17 protein-coding genes are annotated in these 18954 nt (G+C 38.8%); 2 read left to right on the top strand and 15 right to left on the bottom strand.

What is annotated here, in order from left to right; all coding sequences use genetic code 11:
- Positions 1-17: 17 nt before the first annotated feature.
- The 13 genes from fabG to AC4J95_RS02045 form a co-directional block, all read right to left on the bottom strand.
- Entirely contained in the window at positions 18-749 is a 732-nt protein-coding gene (gene fabG / locus AC4J95_RS02105; RefSeq protein ID WP_494548413.1) for a 3-oxoacyl-[acyl-carrier-protein] reductase, read from the bottom strand.
- Positions 733-1677 carry an ACP S-malonyltransferase gene (fabD, locus tag AC4J95_RS02100; protein WP_494548412.1) on the bottom strand — a complete coding sequence of 315 codons (945 nt, stop codon included), beginning with the start codon at positions 1675-1677 and terminating at the stop codon, positions 733-735. The genes fabG and fabD overlap by 17 nt, the downstream gene beginning before the upstream one ends.
- 64 nt (positions 1678-1741) lie before the next feature.
- Positions 1742-1969 carry an acyl carrier protein gene (locus AC4J95_RS02095; protein WP_010746005.1) on the bottom strand — a complete coding sequence of 76 codons (228 nt, stop codon included), beginning with the start codon at positions 1967-1969 and terminating at the stop codon, positions 1742-1744.
- A 51-nt stretch (positions 1970-2020) separates the two neighbouring features.
- Positions 2021-2983: a beta-ketoacyl-ACP synthase III gene (locus AC4J95_RS02090; RefSeq protein ID WP_494548411.1), complete on the bottom strand. Its 963-nt coding sequence runs from the start codon at positions 2981-2983 to the stop codon at positions 2021-2023.
- Positions 2980-3420 carry a fatty acid biosynthesis transcriptional regulator FabT gene (fabT, locus tag AC4J95_RS02085; protein WP_316403358.1) on the bottom strand — a complete coding sequence of 147 codons (441 nt, stop codon included), beginning with the start codon at positions 3418-3420 and terminating at the stop codon, positions 2980-2982. The genes AC4J95_RS02090 and fabT overlap by 4 nt, the downstream gene beginning before the upstream one ends.
- Before the next feature lie 194 nt (positions 3421-3614).
- The gene (locus tag AC4J95_RS02080; protein ID WP_494548410.1) at positions 3615-5024 is read right to left on the bottom strand and encodes a DUF2142 domain-containing protein; all 1410 of its coding nucleotides are present in this window, start codon (positions 5022-5024) and stop codon (positions 3615-3617) included.
- 167 nt (positions 5025-5191) lie between these two features.
- The gene (locus AC4J95_RS02075; protein ID WP_494548409.1) at positions 5192-6355 is read right to left on the bottom strand and encodes a class I SAM-dependent methyltransferase; all 1164 of its coding nucleotides are present in this window, start codon (positions 6353-6355) and stop codon (positions 5192-5194) included.
- A 180-nt stretch (positions 6356-6535) separates the two neighbouring features.
- Positions 6536-6766, bottom strand: coding sequence for a YkuJ family protein (locus AC4J95_RS02070; RefSeq protein WP_010740403.1), 231 nt, complete (start codon positions 6764-6766; stop codon positions 6536-6538).
- Positions 6767-6870: 104 nt separating this feature from the next.
- Positions 6871-7779: an NAD(P)-dependent oxidoreductase gene (locus AC4J95_RS02065; RefSeq protein ID WP_494548408.1), complete on the bottom strand. Its 909-nt coding sequence runs from the start codon at positions 7777-7779 to the stop codon at positions 6871-6873.
- Between the two features lie 19 nt (positions 7780-7798).
- Positions 7799-9037, bottom strand: coding sequence for a glycosyltransferase family 4 protein (locus AC4J95_RS02060; protein ID WP_494548407.1), 1239 nt, complete (start codon positions 9035-9037; stop codon positions 7799-7801).
- Between the two features lie 15 nt (positions 9038-9052).
- Positions 9053-10096 carry an LTA glycolipid anchor biosynthesis glycosyltransferase, IagA/BgsA family gene (locus tag AC4J95_RS02055; RefSeq protein WP_494548406.1) on the bottom strand — a complete coding sequence of 348 codons (1044 nt, stop codon included), beginning with the start codon at positions 10094-10096 and terminating at the stop codon, positions 9053-9055.
- 267 nt (positions 10097-10363) lie between these two features.
- Complete coding sequence (ptsP, locus tag AC4J95_RS02050) at positions 10364-12091, bottom strand: phosphoenolpyruvate--protein phosphotransferase (RefSeq protein WP_494548405.1); 1728 nt, start codon at positions 12089-12091, stop codon at positions 10364-10366.
- Positions 12091-12357, bottom strand: a complete 267-nt coding sequence (locus AC4J95_RS02045) for a phosphocarrier protein HPr (protein ID WP_010740408.1) — start codon at positions 12355-12357, stop codon at positions 12091-12093. The genes ptsP and AC4J95_RS02045 overlap by 1 nt, the downstream gene beginning before the upstream one ends.
- 440 nt (positions 12358-12797) lie before the next feature.
- Here AC4J95_RS02045 and AC4J95_RS02040 point away from each other — a divergent pair, with 440 nt between their 5' ends.
- Together AC4J95_RS02040 and AC4J95_RS02035 are read left to right on the top strand one after the other, a co-directional pair.
- On the top strand, positions 12798-15017 hold the full coding sequence (locus tag AC4J95_RS02040) for an ATP-dependent Clp protease ATP-binding subunit (protein ID WP_494548404.1): 2220 nt from the start codon (positions 12798-12800) through the stop codon (positions 15015-15017).
- 150 nt (positions 15018-15167) lie between these two features.
- Positions 15168-15464: a DUF1827 family protein gene (locus AC4J95_RS02035; protein WP_494548403.1), complete on the top strand. Its 297-nt coding sequence runs from the start codon at positions 15168-15170 to the stop codon at positions 15462-15464.
- Between the two features lie 20 nt (positions 15465-15484).
- Here the strand turns inward: AC4J95_RS02035 and AC4J95_RS02030 are convergent, their stop codons facing one another.
- Together AC4J95_RS02030 and AC4J95_RS02025 are read right to left on the bottom strand one after the other, a co-directional pair.
- Complete coding sequence (locus AC4J95_RS02030) at positions 15485-17269, bottom strand: hypothetical protein (protein WP_494548402.1); 1785 nt, start codon at positions 17267-17269, stop codon at positions 15485-15487.
- 21 nt (positions 17270-17290) lie between these two features.
- Positions 17291-18868 carry a peptide chain release factor 3 gene (locus AC4J95_RS02025; protein ID WP_494548401.1) on the bottom strand — a complete coding sequence of 526 codons (1578 nt, stop codon included), beginning with the start codon at positions 18866-18868 and terminating at the stop codon, positions 17291-17293.
- Positions 18869-18954 lie beyond the last annotated feature (86 nt).

The following is an 18954-nucleotide window of genomic DNA, read 5'->3' as shown; positions in this document are numbered from 1 at the left end:
TTTCTTCCGTCCTTTCTTTACATGACCATTCCGCCATCAACGTTCAATACTTGACCGGTGATATACTTATTTTTCGCTAAGAACAATGCAGCATTTGCTACATCTTCCACGCTGCCGAAGCATTTCAATGGAATTTGCCCTTCCATCTGTTCCTTAACCTTATCATTTAATTCATCTGTCATATCTGTTTTGATAAAACCTGGTGCAATTGCGTTACAAGTGATTCCACGAGGAGCGACTTCTCTAGCAACTGCCTTAGTAAAGCCAATCACGCCTGCCTTACTCGCTGCATAATTACTTTGACCAACATTTCCGATCAAACCCACTACACTAGAAAGATTAATGATTGCACCTGCGCGTTTTTTCATCATTTTCTTCAACACTTGTTGGGTCATATTGAATGTTCCCTTCAAGTTGATATCCATGACGGCATCGAAGTCTTCTGGTTTCATACGTAAAAGCAGTTGATCTTTCGTGATTCCTGCATTATTAATCAAGATATCGATCGAATCCAACGTCTCTTCACATTCTTTGATCATCTTTCCAGCTTCTTCGAACGAACTGATATCGCCGCAAATGCTGGTGCATTTTACACCAAATGCCTCGATTTCAGCAATTTTCTCTGCTGGAATCTCCTTCCGACCATTCAATACGATATTCGCACCAGCTTGGGCGAATACTTTTGCGATCCCCCAACCGATACCACGACTGCTGCCAGTAATAAAAACTGTCTTATTTGTTAGTTCCATTCGAACCTCCTAAAAAAATAATGGTTTCCTCTAACGTCTTCGTATCCTCCACCCGACTAGTTACTAACGAGCGATCAATTTTTTTGATGAAGCCCGTCAGTGTTTTACCAGGACCAATCTCGATCAATTGTGTGACACCCATCTCTTTTAATGTTTCAACACTATCGCTGAAACGAACAGGAGACATTACTTGTCTAGTCAATAATGAAACAATATCTTTTTGAGGCATAATTTCTGCTGTTGTATTCGAAATCACTGGAATCTGCATCTCTCCAAAAGCGATTGTCTGCAACACTTCATTCAATTGTTTGCTGGCTGGCTCCAACAATGCAGTGTGGAAAGGTCCGCTAACATTCAAAGGAATCATCCGTTTTGTTCCAGCAGCCTGCAATAATTCTTCCGCTTTTTCGACTGCGGCTACTTCGCCGCCAATCACGATTTGTTGCGGAGTATTATAGTTGGCTGGTGAAACAATTCCTAAATCAGAAGCTTTATTACAACAATCCTCAATTATCTCTGCCGCGGTATTCATTACTGCAACCATTTTTCCGCTACCAGTTGGTGCTGCTTCACTCATAAACTGTCCACGTTTGTGAACAAGTTGTACCGCATCGCTAAATGCTAACGCACCTGAAGCGACCAATGCTGTATACTCTCCCAGACTCAAACCTGCTACTGCATCCGCTTGAAACCCTTTAGCTGTTAGCACACGTAAAAAAGCAGTGCTGACTGTCAATATTGCTGGTTGTGTATATTTTGTTTCATTGAGCTGGTCATTTTCTGAAAAGCATAAATCTTCCATTGAAAAGCCCAGTAGATCACTTGCTTCTTCAAAAGTTTCCTTCACGATTTTTTCCTGTTGGTACAACTCTTTACCCATTCCGGCATATTGAGCGCCCTGACCGCTGAACAAGAATGCTGTTTTCATGATCGTCTCCTAATAGCAGGAAAGGCCAGGCCTTACGCCTAGCCTTTTCCCGAAATTTTATTAATTAAGCGTTTTGTTGTTTTTCAACATATTCAACTAAATCTTTAACTGTTGTGATGCCGTCTTCTGTTTCGATTTTCACATCAAATTCGTCTTCGATTTCGTTGATGATTTGGAATAAGTCCAAGCTATCTGCTTCTAGATCTTCTTGGATATTTGTTTCTAATTTTACTTCTTCTTTTTCTACTCCTAGTTCTTCTACGATGATGTCTTGGATTTTTTCGAATGTCATAAGTTGTTTCCTCCGATAATTTTAAGTTTTAATTTTATATTTTTAACAAGTTTACAGCTGAATCAGTAGGTTGCCCCACGCTAATCCACCGCCATAGCCTGTCAATACCACTTTTTGATTGCTGTTTAAAGTTAGAACATTGGTTTCAACAAGTTCATCCAATAAAATAGGAATACTCGCTGCTGATGTATTCCCATAATTCATTAGATTCATAGGAAATTTTTCAATCGGCTCATTCATTTTACGAGCGATTTTTTCAATGATTCGTTTATTGGCTTGATGTAGTAAATAGTAATCTACTGATTCTTCACCGATAAAATCTTTCAAACTTTTCGTTACATCATTTAGGGCGAAGTTCCAGATTCCGCGGCCATCCATTGCCAAAGCCGTACTAGTATCTGATCCTTCATGGAAAATATTGCTGTTTTGACGAAAACCGGCAGTCAGTGCATTAGCTCGTTCACCATCTGCTCGCAGCAATTGTTTTATAATAGAAGGTTTCTCGTCTGCTTCCAATAAAACACCCGCTGCTCCGTCTCCAAAAAGAACGGCGGAAGAACGATCTTGCCAGTCTAGTAGTTTCGATGTTTTTTCACCACCGATAACAATTCCACGCTTCATGCCGCTGCGAACAAAATTTTCCGCAGTTGCCAGTGCATATACAAAACCGGCGCACGCGGCTGCCACATCAAAAGCCATCGCTTGTTTGGCTCCAAGTTTTCCTTGAACCTGACAAGCAACAGATGGAGATGTATAATCTGGCGACATTGTTGCAACGATAATAAAGTCTAAACTGATAGGATCAATCGCTGATTTTTCAATCAATTTTTTTGCAACCTGTAGACACATGTCTGAAGTATTTTCTGCTTCTGCAATGTGGCGCTGTTTAATCCCAGTTCGCGATTGAATCCATTCGTCTGAGGTATCCATCCATTCAGCCAAGTCATCATTCGTCACGATTTTTTCAGGTAAATAACGAGCAGTTGCAGTTATTTTTCCGAAGCTCATACTCATTTGATCTCCTCTAAGTAGTTATATAGATTAACTAGTGCTTTCAAGAAAACTTCTTGTTCATCGGTATCTAAATCTTTGATGGCACTCTTGACCATTTCGTGATGAAAATGCTGATGGATTCGAAAAACTAATCTTCCTTGTTTCGTCAAGCCCAGTTTGACCACGCGGCGATCATCTTCGCTGCGGATACGTTCTACATAGCCCTTTTTCACTAATCGATTGATTGACGTCGTAAGCGTTCCAACTGTTACTAATAGTTCTCTAGCAACTTCTGTTGTCGTCTTTTTCTTATACATCCCGATCGCATCAATGGTATGCATTTCGGTAATCGTCAAATCACTGAATTGTGATTTTTTTAGTTCGTTTTCTTCAATCGACAAGACGTCGTTGAAAATTGAAACTAAATAGGTATTTAATTCTTCCCAGTTTCTTTCCATGTCCTCACCTAATTAGTTTGATTATCAAATCATTTGATGTTCAAACTATATCTTATTTTTTTTCTGAATGCAACAAGATTTTTTCAATTAACTAAAAATTAATGATTATACTTGAGCCCACTTAATTCCTGCTATTTTAAAATTACTTTGGTTATCAAAGGAATTGCAAAAAAAGAATCGCCTCTCTGCGATTCTTAGCTATAACGATTCATTAATGTATACACCGTTGCGATTAAAACCAAGAGCATACTGATTGTTAGGATCAAATTAATTTTTTTTGGTGAAATATTTAAGACATCCTCAACACTCGAAAATAGCGGAATTATCAATAAACTTCCTGGAATAAAATATCTTCCTTGTAAGCCCTCGATTGATTTTATCCGTCCTACCTGATTCCAGATTTGATAAAGAGCAAAGAAAGTAAGTAGGACATACAGAACGATTGAGGCAACAAGTATCAAACGCTTAGAAATTGAGAGTGTTAACTCCCCTTCTGGATTGGCTAAAGCACCAATCACGACACTTACTATATATAGTACTACCCAATGCCATCCCAGCGGCGTATCCAACCAGCCAAAATTTCCTACGAAGGAATGGAGAACACCATCGCCCTTCACTCCAAATAAGTAATTTCCTAAGAAATTTCCCAAGAAAACAAATGGATTTTTTAGAAATGCACTAACTTGTCCTTTAGGATCAGCAAAATCCCGATATAACAATTGCTGATCAATCATTAGCCGATTCCATGATAAGTAAATCAGAAGGCAGGCCGATAAAATGCCGATACCCCAAAATAGTTTTCGCTTGATACTCAGTGCTTTATTGGGAATTAAAAAGAATAGCATCCCAAAAACGATTAAAGTTGGCTTCATTAAAACCAGAGCCGCTAGCATTCCCCCGCTGAAGAACATTCGAGCAGTGGAGATAGTTGGCCGATTCAGCAAATTTAGCATCCAAGAAATGAAAAAGAAACTACCTGCAATCACCATTCCATCTCCAGAAACCGACGATGCCAAAAAGAGAGCCATTGGATTTAACGCTAAGAGGACTGCACCCCATTTTGAAAAAGGAAATAGCTTAATAGCAAAAAAAACAATCCCGATATATACAATCAAGTTGCAAATCCTAGCCGCGTAATATTGCCATAAAATAGATTTTCCTAAAGCTTTTCCAGTGAATGTCCCGACCAGTTGCGGAAGATAGTTGATAAATGAATAATTTGTTATTCCTCCGGTACCAATAAAAACTCTTTTATTTTTCCTTGCTAGCTGGTAAGGGGGCTTCGCATTTTTTCCGCGTGTTTGGTTCGCGTATTCATTCATACTTTGAACTTCATATGGAAGTTTGAACCCATATTCTCCCCAAGTCGGTTGATTATTCTGCCCTGTAGCAGCGGATCTTTTTTGTGGACGAACCTTAAATTCCGAGAAGGCTTGAGTTTTCACAAAATGACCAATTTCATCTGGTGCTTGCAATGGCGGAACAACCTTAATACTCAACGCGCCAAACAGGACTGAAAAAAGTAAAAAAATAAGCGTTGGATAAGAAATATCTCGGACGACTCTTCCCCCGTTTCGATCAATGCGCTGAGCGCGATTCATCATAAGTTCACCTACTTTATAAATTATTCAAATCAAACATAACTTTTGTATTCATTGAATAATTATATCAATAAAGATATCTCAATAATATAGACAATGTTGATTTAAAAATGATAAATTAGCCACTGAATGTTTCGCACGCAAACTAAAAAAGCGGAAAACCCGCTTTTTTAAACATTTCGATGCATTGGAATCGCATTGTTATTTGGATGAACCAATAGATATTGAACCACATCAATATTGCTGGCCTGAAATGAAGCTGCACAAGCTTGAAGGTATAAGTCCCACATGCGATAAAATGCTTCGTCCTTTTGTTCGATCACCTTATCCCTCACTTGATGAAAATTCTTAGTCCAGTGTTCCAGTGTTAATTGATAGTCGCGCCGCAAGCTTTCAAGATCAATCAACTGTAGGTCATTTTCGGTGATATGCCCAACTAGTTCTGTCACGCCAGGAATGTAGCCGCCTGGGAAAATATATTGATTGATCCAAGCATTTTTTGCTCCACCTTGTTGCCGGCTGATACCGTGGATCAAGGCTGTTCCATTTTGTGCTAAATGATTTTCAACAACTTTAAAATACTCCTGCAGATTTTCTGCGCCAACATGTTCAAACATCCCCACGCTAGTGATGTGATCGAAAGTCCCTATTAGATCACGGTAATCCATCAATTCAACTGAAACTGTATCTTCTAGATGTTCTTTTGCGATGATTGCTTGAATGTGCTGATATTGTTCTTCGCTTAAGGTAATCCCTTTTGCTCTTACTTTATACTCCTTAGCCGCAGTCAAGATTAGTGTCCCCCAGCCACAACCAATGTCTAATAAAGTCTCTCCTGGTTTAATAAATAATTTATCTAGAATATGATGCACTTTATTGATTTGCGCTTGTTCCAATGTATCCTCTGGCGTTTCAAAATAAGCACAAGAATAGGTTAATGTGCGATCCAACCACATTTCATAAAAATCATTGCCTAAATCATAGTGGCTGTGGATATAATGAGCTGATTGCTTTTTAGTATGCTTTTCTTTTGGCATCCATTTTTTAAAATTGGTATTATGGAAAAAACCGTTTGCCTGATTATAAACATCGTAAATCAAGTCCTGTAGATCGCCCTCGATTTCGATTTTCTTCTCCATATACGCTTCTCCCAATGCTAAGGATGCATTGTTAATCAATTCCTTCACTGGAATTTTTTCGTTAAAAATAATTTTGAAGATGACTTCACCTTCAGAATTCCCATACTCCTTTACAGAACCATCCCAAAAAGTCACTTGTGTTTTTTTAGAAAAAGATGGTTTAAATAGTTGATTGTATACTTCTTTATCTAACATATCATAGCCCCCTAAGTATATCTTCTGACTAAATTTAAATAAGTTCAAAAGATTTGACCCGAGTTGACACGAAAAATAGGAATTCCTCATAAAAATATAATCGAAAATTATTTGAAACCCTTTTAATATAAAAAAGCAGTTATCATCCGATAACTGCAAAAAAAAACGGGTTTCCCCGTTTTATTGAATCAAATCATAAATTTCCATCGCTACGATATCGATGTTGTCAAATTGATAAGATTGTTTGCTGTCGCTTTCTGTCAGCTCAAATGTTTCTGTCGTATTATCATAAGTTACAGTACATTTCTCTACGCCTTCTTTTTCAAAACGACGCAATTGTACTTCATTATCAGTCGATTCAGTCATTGCTTCTAAGCGTTTAATAATGGCAACTAATTGTGAATGTTTCATCTAGGTGCCCCCCTTCTTCTCAATTCTGTCTTATTGTATCAAATCCGACCGTATCTTGCATTGATTTTCATCAATAAATTTATGTTTTTTTTACTAAATCTAACTTAAGATTCTGACCACCATAATTTAATTAAGGCTTGAGTCCCATCATTTTCAAATCCTTGATCGGCTAATTGTTCATAAAGCTCAGTCGCTAATTTAGTCGCAGGAAGATCCAGTTGCATTTTTTTCGCTTCGTCTAAAGCAATTTTTAAATCTTTAATGAAGTGTTTTACGAAAAAGCCGGGAGAATAATCTTCCTTTAATATCCGCGGTGCGTAATTCGACATCGACCAATTTTGCGCAGCCCCGCCGCCTAATGTTGCTAACACTTTTTCTACATCTAGTTTAGCCGCTTTGGCATAAACCAGCATCTCAGTCATTCCCGTCATTGTTCCAGCGATCATGATTTGATTTGCCATCTTAGTATGCTGACCAGCTCCGGCTGCACCTTGAAGAGAATAACTTTTACCCATAATCTCAAAGAGAGGTACCACCTTTTCATAGACTGGTTGATCACCACCGACCATTATTGTTAAAGTACCGTTCTGCGCTCCTAAGTCTCCTCCTGATACTGGTGCGTCTAGTGAATCGGCACCGTTTTTCTTAGCTGATTGATAAATTTTTTCCGCCAGTGTTGGAGTTGAAGTCGTCAAATCAATCAAGATTTTCTCTGCAACATCGACAGTGAATACTCCTTTAGAACCATAATAAATTTCTTCAACATCACTAGGGTATCCCACCATCGAGAAGATGATTTCACTTGTATTCGCCACCTCTGCTGGTGTATCCTGCCAGACTGCACCATGAGCAACCAATTCATCCGTTTTACTCTTCGTACGGTTGTACACAGCTACTTCATGACCAGCTGCTAGAAAATGTTTAACGATCGATTTCCCCATCACGCCTGTTCCGATAAATCCAATTTTCATATACTCAACCTCCAATAAAAATAATCCACCTCCAGTATACATGAAGAGATGGATTTCAGCTTTATTTATCTTCGCTGTTTCTAAGCGAATTAATCCGTACCCGCATTTTTTGAACTGTTCGTGCGGGTGATTTTACTTCTTTATGATTTTCAGCATAGTAAACAATCATTTCTTGATAAAATTTAAGAATCTCACTCCCGAATCGTTCTGCTGATATTTCTACTAGTTTATTCTGCTGAACTTCAGTGTCTAAAGGGATATTTTGTTGGATATAACGAATAAAGCTATCACTGAAATCGTCATTATGCTCAAATGTTATTCCTAAGGATTCGTGGTTGATCAATTGATTCAAATAATCATTGCCTTCAACAATACACTGCGTTCCTGATGCGATTGCTTCTGCATATGTCAATCCTTGAGTCTCTGAAGTCGAGGCGCTGACAAAATAATCAGCGGCATGATAATAATAAGCCACTTCTTCGTGCGGAACTTCACCAGTGAACTGGACATAGCTTTCGATCCCTAATTCACGAGTCAATTCCTCCAAATCCTCACGATAGGGTCCTTTTCCAACAATTACTAAACGGGCATTAGGACAGCTCATAAGAACTTCAGGAAATTGCTGCACAATGACATGAATGTTCTTTTCATAGGAAATACGACTCAAGGATAGAATCATCAACTCATCATCATGGATTCCCAAACTTTCTCTCAGTTTATCCGTATCATTTTTGGTAATATCCGAACGAACAAAATGGGAAATATCGATCCCCGTGGGAATGATACGCATCGGAACATCAACTTCATAACGCTTCAATGTATCCACCACCCGCTTACTAGGACACACGACACCCGTTGAATGGTTTACAAACATCTTAACGAAATGCTTAACATGTGTAGGTCTGACCACTTTTCCATTCGCAATATAATGAAGATAATCCTCATACATTGTATGATAGGTATGAACAACGGGGATCCTTAAGCGATTTGCGACCATCTTCCCAAGGAAACCTGCCCCAAACTCCGTATGGGTATGAATAACCTCTAACTCTAATTCCTTAGCAATTTGATAAGCAAACCAAATTCCCCGTACAACGATCCGACGATCCTTGAAAGAGATGAAAGGGACGCTAGGCATCCGTACAATATCTTTTTCAAACTCATCAGCATCCGGATCTGTAGTTGTAAAAATATAGACCTCATGCCCTTGCTTTTCAAGTTCATTTTTTAACGTTCTGATTGATGTGGCTACCCCACTGACTTGCGGGAAATAAGTGTCTGTAAAAAAACCAATCCGCACGGCGATTCCTCCAAACTATTTTGTGACTTTTGCATATACTTGATAATCGTACGGCTGTTCTAAAACTGCTTGATAGACAGCTTTTAATTCGTTGCCGATTTGTGTAATACTCTTTTCTTGAGCTACTTTAAACCCCGCCATAGAGAGATTTGGTAAACGTCGATTCACTAATTGGTGAATTAATTGTTCAAATTCTTGGTTGTTGTTACCCATGTAGCAATTCTTACGATCTTCCATCCAACCTTCGTAAACTGGGATATTTCTCAGCAAAACTTGTTGTTGACTAGCTAGTGCTTCCAGCACCACGATCCCTTCAGTCTCTTCATAGGAAGGAAAGAAGAATAAATCTGCTCCAGAATACGCTCCTTCGATCAAATCTCCATTTACATAGCCTGGGAAAAGAACGTTTTTTGGGTGATCCTTTTTCACAACACGACGAATATTAGCTGGAATTGAAATCATCGGAACATCACCAAACCAAATAAATGTATACTCAGGCATTTTCTCTGCTAGCTTGACAAAATCCAAAATTCCTTTGCGTTCAAAAAACAGTCCTACACAGATGATGACTTTTTGTGTTTCTGTTAAATTGAAATGTTTTCGGAAGGATGCTTCCTTGTATTCATCAGGATAGTATTTCTTTAGGTCGATACCATTTGAAATAGCAGCGATCGGTTGCGTCAAGCCATAGCTGCGCAGTAACTTTTTAGAATATGGTGTCGGTGTAATTAAATGATCTGCCTGCTGATATAGAGCAACCAGCCATTTCTTAAATAAAGGGGCTAGTTGATTGGAGCCGATAAATGAATTTCGAAAATCTTCTTCTGTCGAATGGGCATGAAAAATAATCCTTTTTCCCATTTTTTTGGCTTTCCTAACAAGTCGCAGGCTTTTCGGACCATAGGTGTTGATATGTAATATATCATAATCTGTTGCCTTCGGGTCAAGTGTATAATCAATGCCCATAGCATTTAATGCTCTCTTTTGATGACTAAGTGCTCGTCCAATACCAGATTTTCCAATCACATTCTGACCTTCAAAGTAAAGTAAAATTTTCATAGGTCACCTTCTTTTTCTATATTGTTTTAAAATCATTTCAAGTTCAGGTTGTATTCAGTAGAAAACTCTAAAAAATTTCCAATCAGAAAGGAAAAATGTAAAATAGATAACTGTCTTTTTTAAAGTAAATTAATTATATCATAAGCATTTGAACATGTTCTCAACCTATAGTCTGATTTTAAAGTGAAAGCGATCCTTTCATTCAAATTATGATCGCACCAAAAAAAAAGACCGTTGCCTAATTTAGACAACGGTCCAGGAAAAAGCTTATTTTACGTATTCTTCTACCAATTCTTGAACTTCTTCCATTGTATCGCACTCTTTCAACGCTTTATCAGCTAAATCAGCCATCTTAGTCGTTGTCAGACGTTTCATTAAGCTGCGAGTTCTAAGAATAGATGTCGCACTCATAGAGAATTCATCTAATCCCATACCCATCAATAATGGAACAGCCGTTTGATCGCCGGCCATTTCGCCACACATACCAGCCCATTTACCTTCAGCGTGAGCTGCATCAATCACGTTTTTAATCAAACGTAAAATTGATGGGTTATAAGGTTGGTATAAGTATGAAACGCGTTCGTTCATGCGGTCAGCTGCCATTGTGTATTGGATCAAGTCATTTGTTCCGATACTGAAGAAGTCAACTTCTTTAGCAAACTTGTCAGCTAAAACAGCTGCAGCAGGAATCTCGATCATGATTCCGACTTGGATCGTATCAGAAACCTTCACGCCTTCATTAACAAGTTTTTCTTTTTCTTCGTTAAACATTTTCTTCGCTGCACGGAATTCTTTAAGTGTCGCAACCATTGGGAACATGATGCGCAAGTTGCCGTGAACAGAAGCGCGTAATAATGCACGTAATTGTGTACGGAACATGTCATCGCCTAGTTCAGATAAGCTGATACGCAATGCACGATAACCCAAGAATGGATTCATTTCGTGAGGTAATGTTAAGTAAGGTAGTTCTTTGTCTCCACCGATATCCATTGTACGAACAACGACTGGTTTGTCGCCCATGCCTTCTAAAACAGCTTTATAAGCTTCAAATTGATCGTCTTCTGTTGGGAAATCTGAAGAGTCCATGTATAAGAATTCAGTACGATACAACCCGATCGCTTCAGCGCCATTATTATGAACACCTTCAAGATCTTTTGGCGTACCGATGTTGGCAGCTAATTCAAAATGCTTGCCATCAGCTGTGACTGTTTCAGCATTTTTTAGCTTTTCCCATTCTGCTTTTTGCGCTGCATAAGCTTCGCCGGCTTTTTTGTATTCAGCCGCTTGTTCGTCAGTTGGGTTTACGATTGTTTCACCAGTGATACCGTTGACTGCTAAGATGTCACCTTCTTTAGTTTTAGAAGTGATTTCTTTTGTACCAACGATTGCTGGAATTTCTAATGAACGAGCCATAATTGCTGAGTGAGAGGTACGTCCACCGATATCAGTAACAAAAGCTTTTACAAAGTTTTTATCTAATTGTGCAGTATCACTCGGAGTCAAGTCATGTGCGACAACGACAACTTCTTCGTCGATCATTGATGGATCTGGTAAAGATACACCTAATAGATGAGCCATTATACGTTTAGTAACGTCGCGGATATCCGCTGCACGTTCTTGCATATAAGCGTTATCATCCATTGCCTCGAACATGCCGATATACATATCTGTAACTTCTTTAAGTGAGCTTTCTGCATTCACTTTATTATCTTGAATATGTTGTTTGATTTGACCAATCATTTCTGGGTCTGAAAGAACCATCAAATGAGCATCAAAAACTTGTGCTTCTTCTTCACCTAAGCTTTTCGCTGCTTTATCCCGAATTTTTTCTAATTCAGCAGAAGAAGCCGCCAAAGCGTCGTCTAAACGCTTTTCTTCGGCAGCAGTGTCTTCTACATTATTTTGTTTGAAAGATAAATCCGGTTGTACTAGCAGATAAGCTTTCGCAACGGCAACTCCGTCACTTGCGGCAATACCTTTTAGTAATTCAACCATTATTCAGATAATCCTTCCTTTTTCATTGTTTCTACGATTGCTTCCATTGCTTCTTTTTCGTCAGCACCTTCAGCAGAGATAGTAACGTCAGAACCTTGGCCAACACCTAGAGACATAACTCCCATGATTGATTTAAGGTTAACTGATTTTCCTTTATACTCTAAGTTAATATCAGAGTTAAATTTGCTTGCAGCTTGCACTAATAAAGTTGCGGGACGTGCATGAATCCCTGTTTCTGCTACTACGTGAAAATCTTTTTTTTCCATATTGACCGTTCTCCTTTATAAAAAAAAATGTTTTTTTATGTTAGGGCTTTAATGATAACATCCATCATTTTGAGCCCTTCATTTTCTTAGATTACCATTTTTTTACCGTAGATACAACAATTTTAGTCGAATTATTCCAGTTAAATGTATGCCCTTTCTTAAAATATCTGGTTTGATTGATCAATCCCCTGATTATACCTGTTTTCATTTTTTTTACATAACACTAAAAGAGAAAAAAATGTGGGTGTATATCTTTTTTTAGCACTCGAAGATGTTGATTGCTAAAAAATGAAACAAACTGTTTGCTTTTATAAAAAATCTCGCTATAATTATTCTTAAGGTCAGTGATAGTCAAACAACTGGCCAGCGTATCTTTTTACGAGATTCGCTTACTCGATGTACAATGGAAGAAACAATCAACTATTGAAAGGGTGAAAAAAATGCTTTGCCAAAATTGTCATGAAAATGAAGCAACGATTCATTTATATGCAAACGTCAATGGACAACGAAAGCAATTAGATTATTGCCAGAGTTGCTATCAAAAATTGAAGAATCAAGCTGGAGGTGCGCCGCAAATGGCAGGAAATGATCCTTTTGGTTTTGGAAGTTTAGACGATCTGTTTCGCTCGATGTCGCAGCAAATGCAACAACGACAAGGTGCTGCAAATCAAACACCACCGACTCAATTCGGCGGTGGAAATGGTATCAATAATCAACCCCCTCGTGGAAACGGCGGCGGGCTGTTAGGCGAATACGGAATTAATATCACTGGATTAGCACGTGAGGGAAATATCGACCCCGTTGTTGGACGAGATGATGAAATTCAACGTGTTATCGAAATATTAAATCGCCGAACAAAGAACAATCCAGTTCTTATCGGTGAGCCCGGTGTTGGTAAAACCGCTGTGGTTGAAGGTTTAGCTCAAAAAATCGTTGATGGAGATGTGCCTCAAAAATTAATGGACAAGGACGTCATCCGTTTAGATGTCGCTTCCCTTGTACAAGGTACTGGTATCCGTGGACAATTTGAAGAACGGATGCAAAAGCTGATCGAAGAAATTCGGCAAGCGGAAAATATCATCCTTTTCATTGATGAAGTTCATGAAATCGTCGGTGCCGGTGCAGCTGGCGACGGCAATATGGATGCTGGTAATATTTTAAAACCAGCCTTGGCTCGTGGTGAATTACAAATGGTCGGAGCTACTACATTAAACGAGTATCGTATTATTGAAAAAGATGCTGCTTTAGAACGCCGGATGCAGCCTGTACGCGTCGAAGAACCTTCCGTTCAAGAAACGATTGAAATCTTGAAAGGCTTGCAAACACGCTATGAAGATTATCATCATGTAAAATATACAGATGACGCTATCAAAGCCGCTGCAGAACTTTCAAATCGCTACATTCAAGACCGTTTCTTACCTGACAAAGCGATCGACTTATTAGACGAAACAGGTTCGAAGAAAAACTTGACGATCCAAATTGTTGATCCAAAAACGATCGACAAGAAATTAGCGGAAGCAGAACAACAAAAGGCTCAAGCTTCTCAAGAGGAAGACTTTGAGAAAGCAGCTTACTACCGCGACCAAATCAATAAATTGCAAAAAATGAAAGATCGCCAGTTAACAGATGAAGAAACACCTGTCATCAGCGAAAAGGACATGGAACAAATCGTTGAAAAACGGACGGGAATTCCTGTTGGTGAGTTGAAAGAAAAAGAACAAACACAATTAAAAAATCTTGCAGTAGACTTGAAGCAACATGTCATCGGGCAAGATGAAGCCGTTGATAAAGTTGCCAAAGCTATTCGACGTAACCGTGTCGGCTTGAACAAGAAAAATCGTCCAATCGGTTCGTTCCTATTTGTTGGACCAACTGGGGTCGGAAAAACAGAATTAGCTCGCCAATTAGCCGAAGAATTATTCGGCTCAAGTGATTCGATGATTCGCTTTGATATGAGTGAATATATGGAAAAACATAGTGTCTCTAAATTGATCGGTTCACCTCCTGGTTATGTTGGTTATGAAGAAGCCGGGCAATTGACTGAACAAGTACGGCGTCATCCATACAGCTTGATCTTGTTGGATGAAATTGAAAAGGCACATCCAGATGTTTTGCATATGTTCCTGCAAATTCTTGATGATGGCCGTTTGACAGATTCACAAGGACGTACAGTCAGCTTCAAGGATACAATCATTATTATGACCAGCAATGCTGGAACTGGCAAAATCGAAGCCAACGTAGGTTTCGGAGCTGCCAGAGAGGGTGTTACCCGTTCAGTCTTGGGTCAATTGAAAGATTTCTTTGCCCCAGAATTCTTGAATCGTTTCGATGGCATCATTGAGTTTAGTTCACTATCAAAAGAGAATTTGATGAACATTGTTTCATTGATGCTTGATGATGTAAACGAAATGCTCGCTCATCAAAAGCTTCATATTGATGTACCAGATAACGTCAAAGCAAAACTGGTCGATCTTGGTTATGACCCTGCGATGGGAGCTCGCCCGCTTCGCCGGACAATTCAGGAAAATATTGAAGACGGAATTGCTGAGTTCTATTTAGATCACCCAACAATTACCGATCTTAAAGCGAAACTTGATAAAGAAGACCATATCGTCATCACGTCAAAGCCTGAACGCTTAGCCAAAGAAGATAAAAATTAGGCGAAAGGATTCCTGTTAATAGCGGGAATCCTTTTGCCTTATCAATTTCTTTAAACCTTCTCATAAAAAATGAGCAACATCCTTCTTTTTTCTTAATCTTTCTTATATAATTACACTATGAAGTAATATTTAGGAAGAAGGTGTTTCGGGATGAAACTAATCAATGTAACCAATAGCCATTCACAAATGGTTTATAATCAGCTAGAGAATACTGATGCAAATATGATTAAAGTCTATACAATCGGGAATACTACTGTGATTTATACGGATGCCTATAAGCACGCGGAAATCGTTTTAAAAAACGATAATCGGAACATCTTGCCCTCGGAAGTTGATTTTGTACATAAATATTTCAAACGAAAATTAGACGAAGGTATTTATGATTTTTCAAATATTTCTTATTTGGAATCTCCTGGTCTGATCGAGATGTCAATAACAAAAAAATAGTTGAGGCTAAATATTTAGCTTCAACTATTTTTTTTGTTTAGTTTTTTAGCGATGATCGGCAATTGAAGGATGCCGACTAAAGCCAACACTTCAAGCCACTGAATCACTGGAACTCCTGCTCCAGTATATATCATCATAAACATCTCTTTCCGCTCAGGAGCCCATGAACAAAACCATGAGACCCCGATCAGGAAAATCAAATAAGATAACGCTAGCCCCAATAGTATTAAGAGCATTCCGCGAAAAATTTTTAATTGCTCCTTAGAAAAAAGACTTCCAAAAATGATCACTAAGATTCCTGTCACCGTCACCAGCAACCACAGCGGCAATAAGTTTTGATACCATTTAATTATACTGTCTGATATTCTTGAAATTTTAGAAGCTTTGATTGGTCTATTTTGGGGAGCATTTACATCCTGCCAATCGCTTGAAAATGAATGTCTCAATAGGATCTCTGCCTTTTTGATCTCTTCTTTTGGACCGAGAGTCCCATTTGCTCCTTGGCTATAATTCTTATAAAAGACATTGTAACTAAATCCACTTTTCATAAAATCAGCCACTAATGGTAAATCTTTCACCAATTTTCCATCACCAGTTGCGGTCAAATATAGCTCTTTCTTCTTTTTCAATTTGCCGTTTTTATAGGCTTCTGATAATTCTGTATCTACTTTTTGCCAAAATTGCTCTGTTTTCTGTCCGTCTTTATAATAACCCGCTTGTGCAGCAGCATCTCGCAATGCCCAGAAAATAATGTCGCCCGCTATGTCCTCACCACCAGACCAAGGACTATCCTGATAGATCCAGTCGATATTTTTAGCGATGGATTTTAGTGTTGGTGAAGCGGCCTCTGCTTTTTCCAACGCCTTCCTCGAAACCCAAACTTTACTATTATTCTGGTTCAACTTCGTACCATCGTCCATCCGAATCAATTGCTTCGAAACATCACCAAAAGCACCGCCAGTGCGATCATTGACTAATTCAATCCCGTAATGTTCTTTATTTATATTTTTCAAAACAGTTGTTGTTGAATAAAGGAACACAAAAGGCAACACACATAATAACAACTTAGCTAACTGTGTCCTTGTGAAATAAAACTTTTTAAGCGCTGATCGAAGATTTTTTATTCTGAAATTCGATACATTTTCGAAAATAACTGAGCCAGCGATGATTAATAATCCAACGATCATCAATGGAAAAAGCCACAAGGAATCCTCTCTAATGTACCAATAAAACGGAAAAATTAGTGACAATCCTAGACTCCAAAAAACAAATGATTGCAGCTTACCATTTCGTCGAAAATATAGTCCGACTAAACAAGCGATCACCAAAACTACAGCGGGAACTACTAAAGTATTTCGATAGATCCGTGTACTATACTCGCTTGTTAAAGTTACAGGAGAATACAAGAAGAACATATAAATGAAGGTCATTATCCAACGATTATTAATCAATGGACGCAGTGCGAACGTCGCAACTGAACAAGCCAAAACATTGAACAAGCCTAAAAACATTCCATACGATAAGTGAAGCTTATTAGCCCACACGATGAATAGAGAATAGGAAATTCCTTTAGATAATGTTTTAGTAGAATAGGCCCCCAGCCAATTCCCATTTAGTATCTCCTCGCTGTAATGAATGAACAGTTGATCATCATAGCCAGCAAATAAGTTGGTGAAGTAAGGAGCTTTAGCGCTCAGGACTAAACGAAATACCGTTAATCCAAGCACAAGGATGAGCAAAAGCAGATTTGTTGGCTGCTTTTGCTTTTTCACAATAATCAGTGCGTTACTTTTTAGTTTTTGCAACGAAAGTCCCTCTTTCAACGTTTACATTAGACTCTTTAATTCGACTTCCGGGTATTTATCCGCAAACCAACGCATCGCAAATTGATTTTCGAAAAGAAACAGTGGCTGATCAAAACGATCTTTCGCTAAAATATTTCGACTTGAGCTCATGCGTTCATCTAGTTGCTCTGGGTCAATCCAACGAGCAATCTTGTTCCCCATCGGAGTCATTACAACTTCTGCGTTGTATTCGTTCAACATACGATGCTGGAACACTTCAAACTGCAATTGTCCAACGGCACCGATAATGTACTCGTCCGTCAAGTAAGTCTTATATAATTGGATCGCACCTTCTTGAACTAGTTGATAGATGCCTTTATGGAAGGATTTTTGTTTCATCACATTTTTAGCAGTCACCTTCATAAATAGCTCTGGTGTGAATGAAGGAAGCTCTTCATAAGCAACCTTTAGTTTTCCTTCATATAAAGTATCGCCGATTTGATAGTTTCCAGTATCATAGACTCCGATAATGTCACCAGCAACGGCCTCCTCAACATTTTCGCGAGCGTCTGCCATAAATTGCGTAACATTACTTAATTTCATTTTCTTGCCAGTCCGACCAAGGGTGATATCCATCCCGCGTTCAAAAGTACCTGAACATACACGAACAAAAGCGATCCGATCGCGATGATTAGGATTCATGTTGGCTTGAATCTTGAAAACAAAACCGGAAAACTCGTCTTCGTATGGAGAAATTGCCTCCCCGTCCTCAGTTTTATGTGCATGTGGTTTTGGTGCAAGATTGACAAATGTTTCTAAGAATGTTTCAACACCAAAATTGGTTAGCGCCGAACCAAAGAAGACCGGCGTCTGATCTCCACGTTCGATTTTCTCAAGGTCGAACTGATCGCCCGCTTCACGAACCAGCTCTACCTCTCCTAACACATCGTCGTAGATTGATTTCTCTTTTAAGGGGTGATCGCCAGCAATTTCGCCATCCGTCAATTTCACATATCGTTCACCTTCATATTGCTCTGGACGGTAGAATTCGATTCGTTCGTTATAGATATCATAGATTCCTTCTAAGCCTTTACCCATACCAATCGGCCAATTCATCGGATAAGATTCAATATCTAATAATTCTTCCAGCTCTTCTAATAGTTCCAAAGGTTCGCGTCCATCGCGATCCAATTTATTAATAAAAGTAAAAATAGGGATTCCCCGTCGTTTTACTACTTGAAATAGTTTTTTCGTTTGCGCTTCGATCCCCTTTGCGCTATCGATTACCATAACGGCACTATCCACGGCCATCAATGTACGATACGTATCTTCAGAAAAATCTTCGTGTCCCGGTGTATCTAGAATATTGACTCGTTTGCCGTCAAAATCAAATTGCATCACAGAACTCGTTACCGAAATACCACGTTGCTTCTCAATATCCATCCAGTCAGATTTGGCAAAGTTGCCAGTTTTTTTGCCTTTGACTGTTCCGGCTTGACGGATTGCTCCGCCGAATAATAATAATTGCTCAGTTATCGTCGTTTTACCAGCATCCGGATGGGAAATGATGGCGAAAGTACGACGACTGTCCACTTGTTGTTTTAAATCAGGATTGTTCATTCTACTGCTCCATTCATCTATCTAATATCTTAAAATTTCCAACCCAATCAGTATAGCATGGATTTTACTCCGTTGAAAAGTTGAAT

The organism is Enterococcus sp. GPZ-007 (assembly GCF_059374735.1).
Note: the sequence above shows the minus strand (reverse complement) of the source record. Positions and strands in the feature narration are given on the sequence as shown.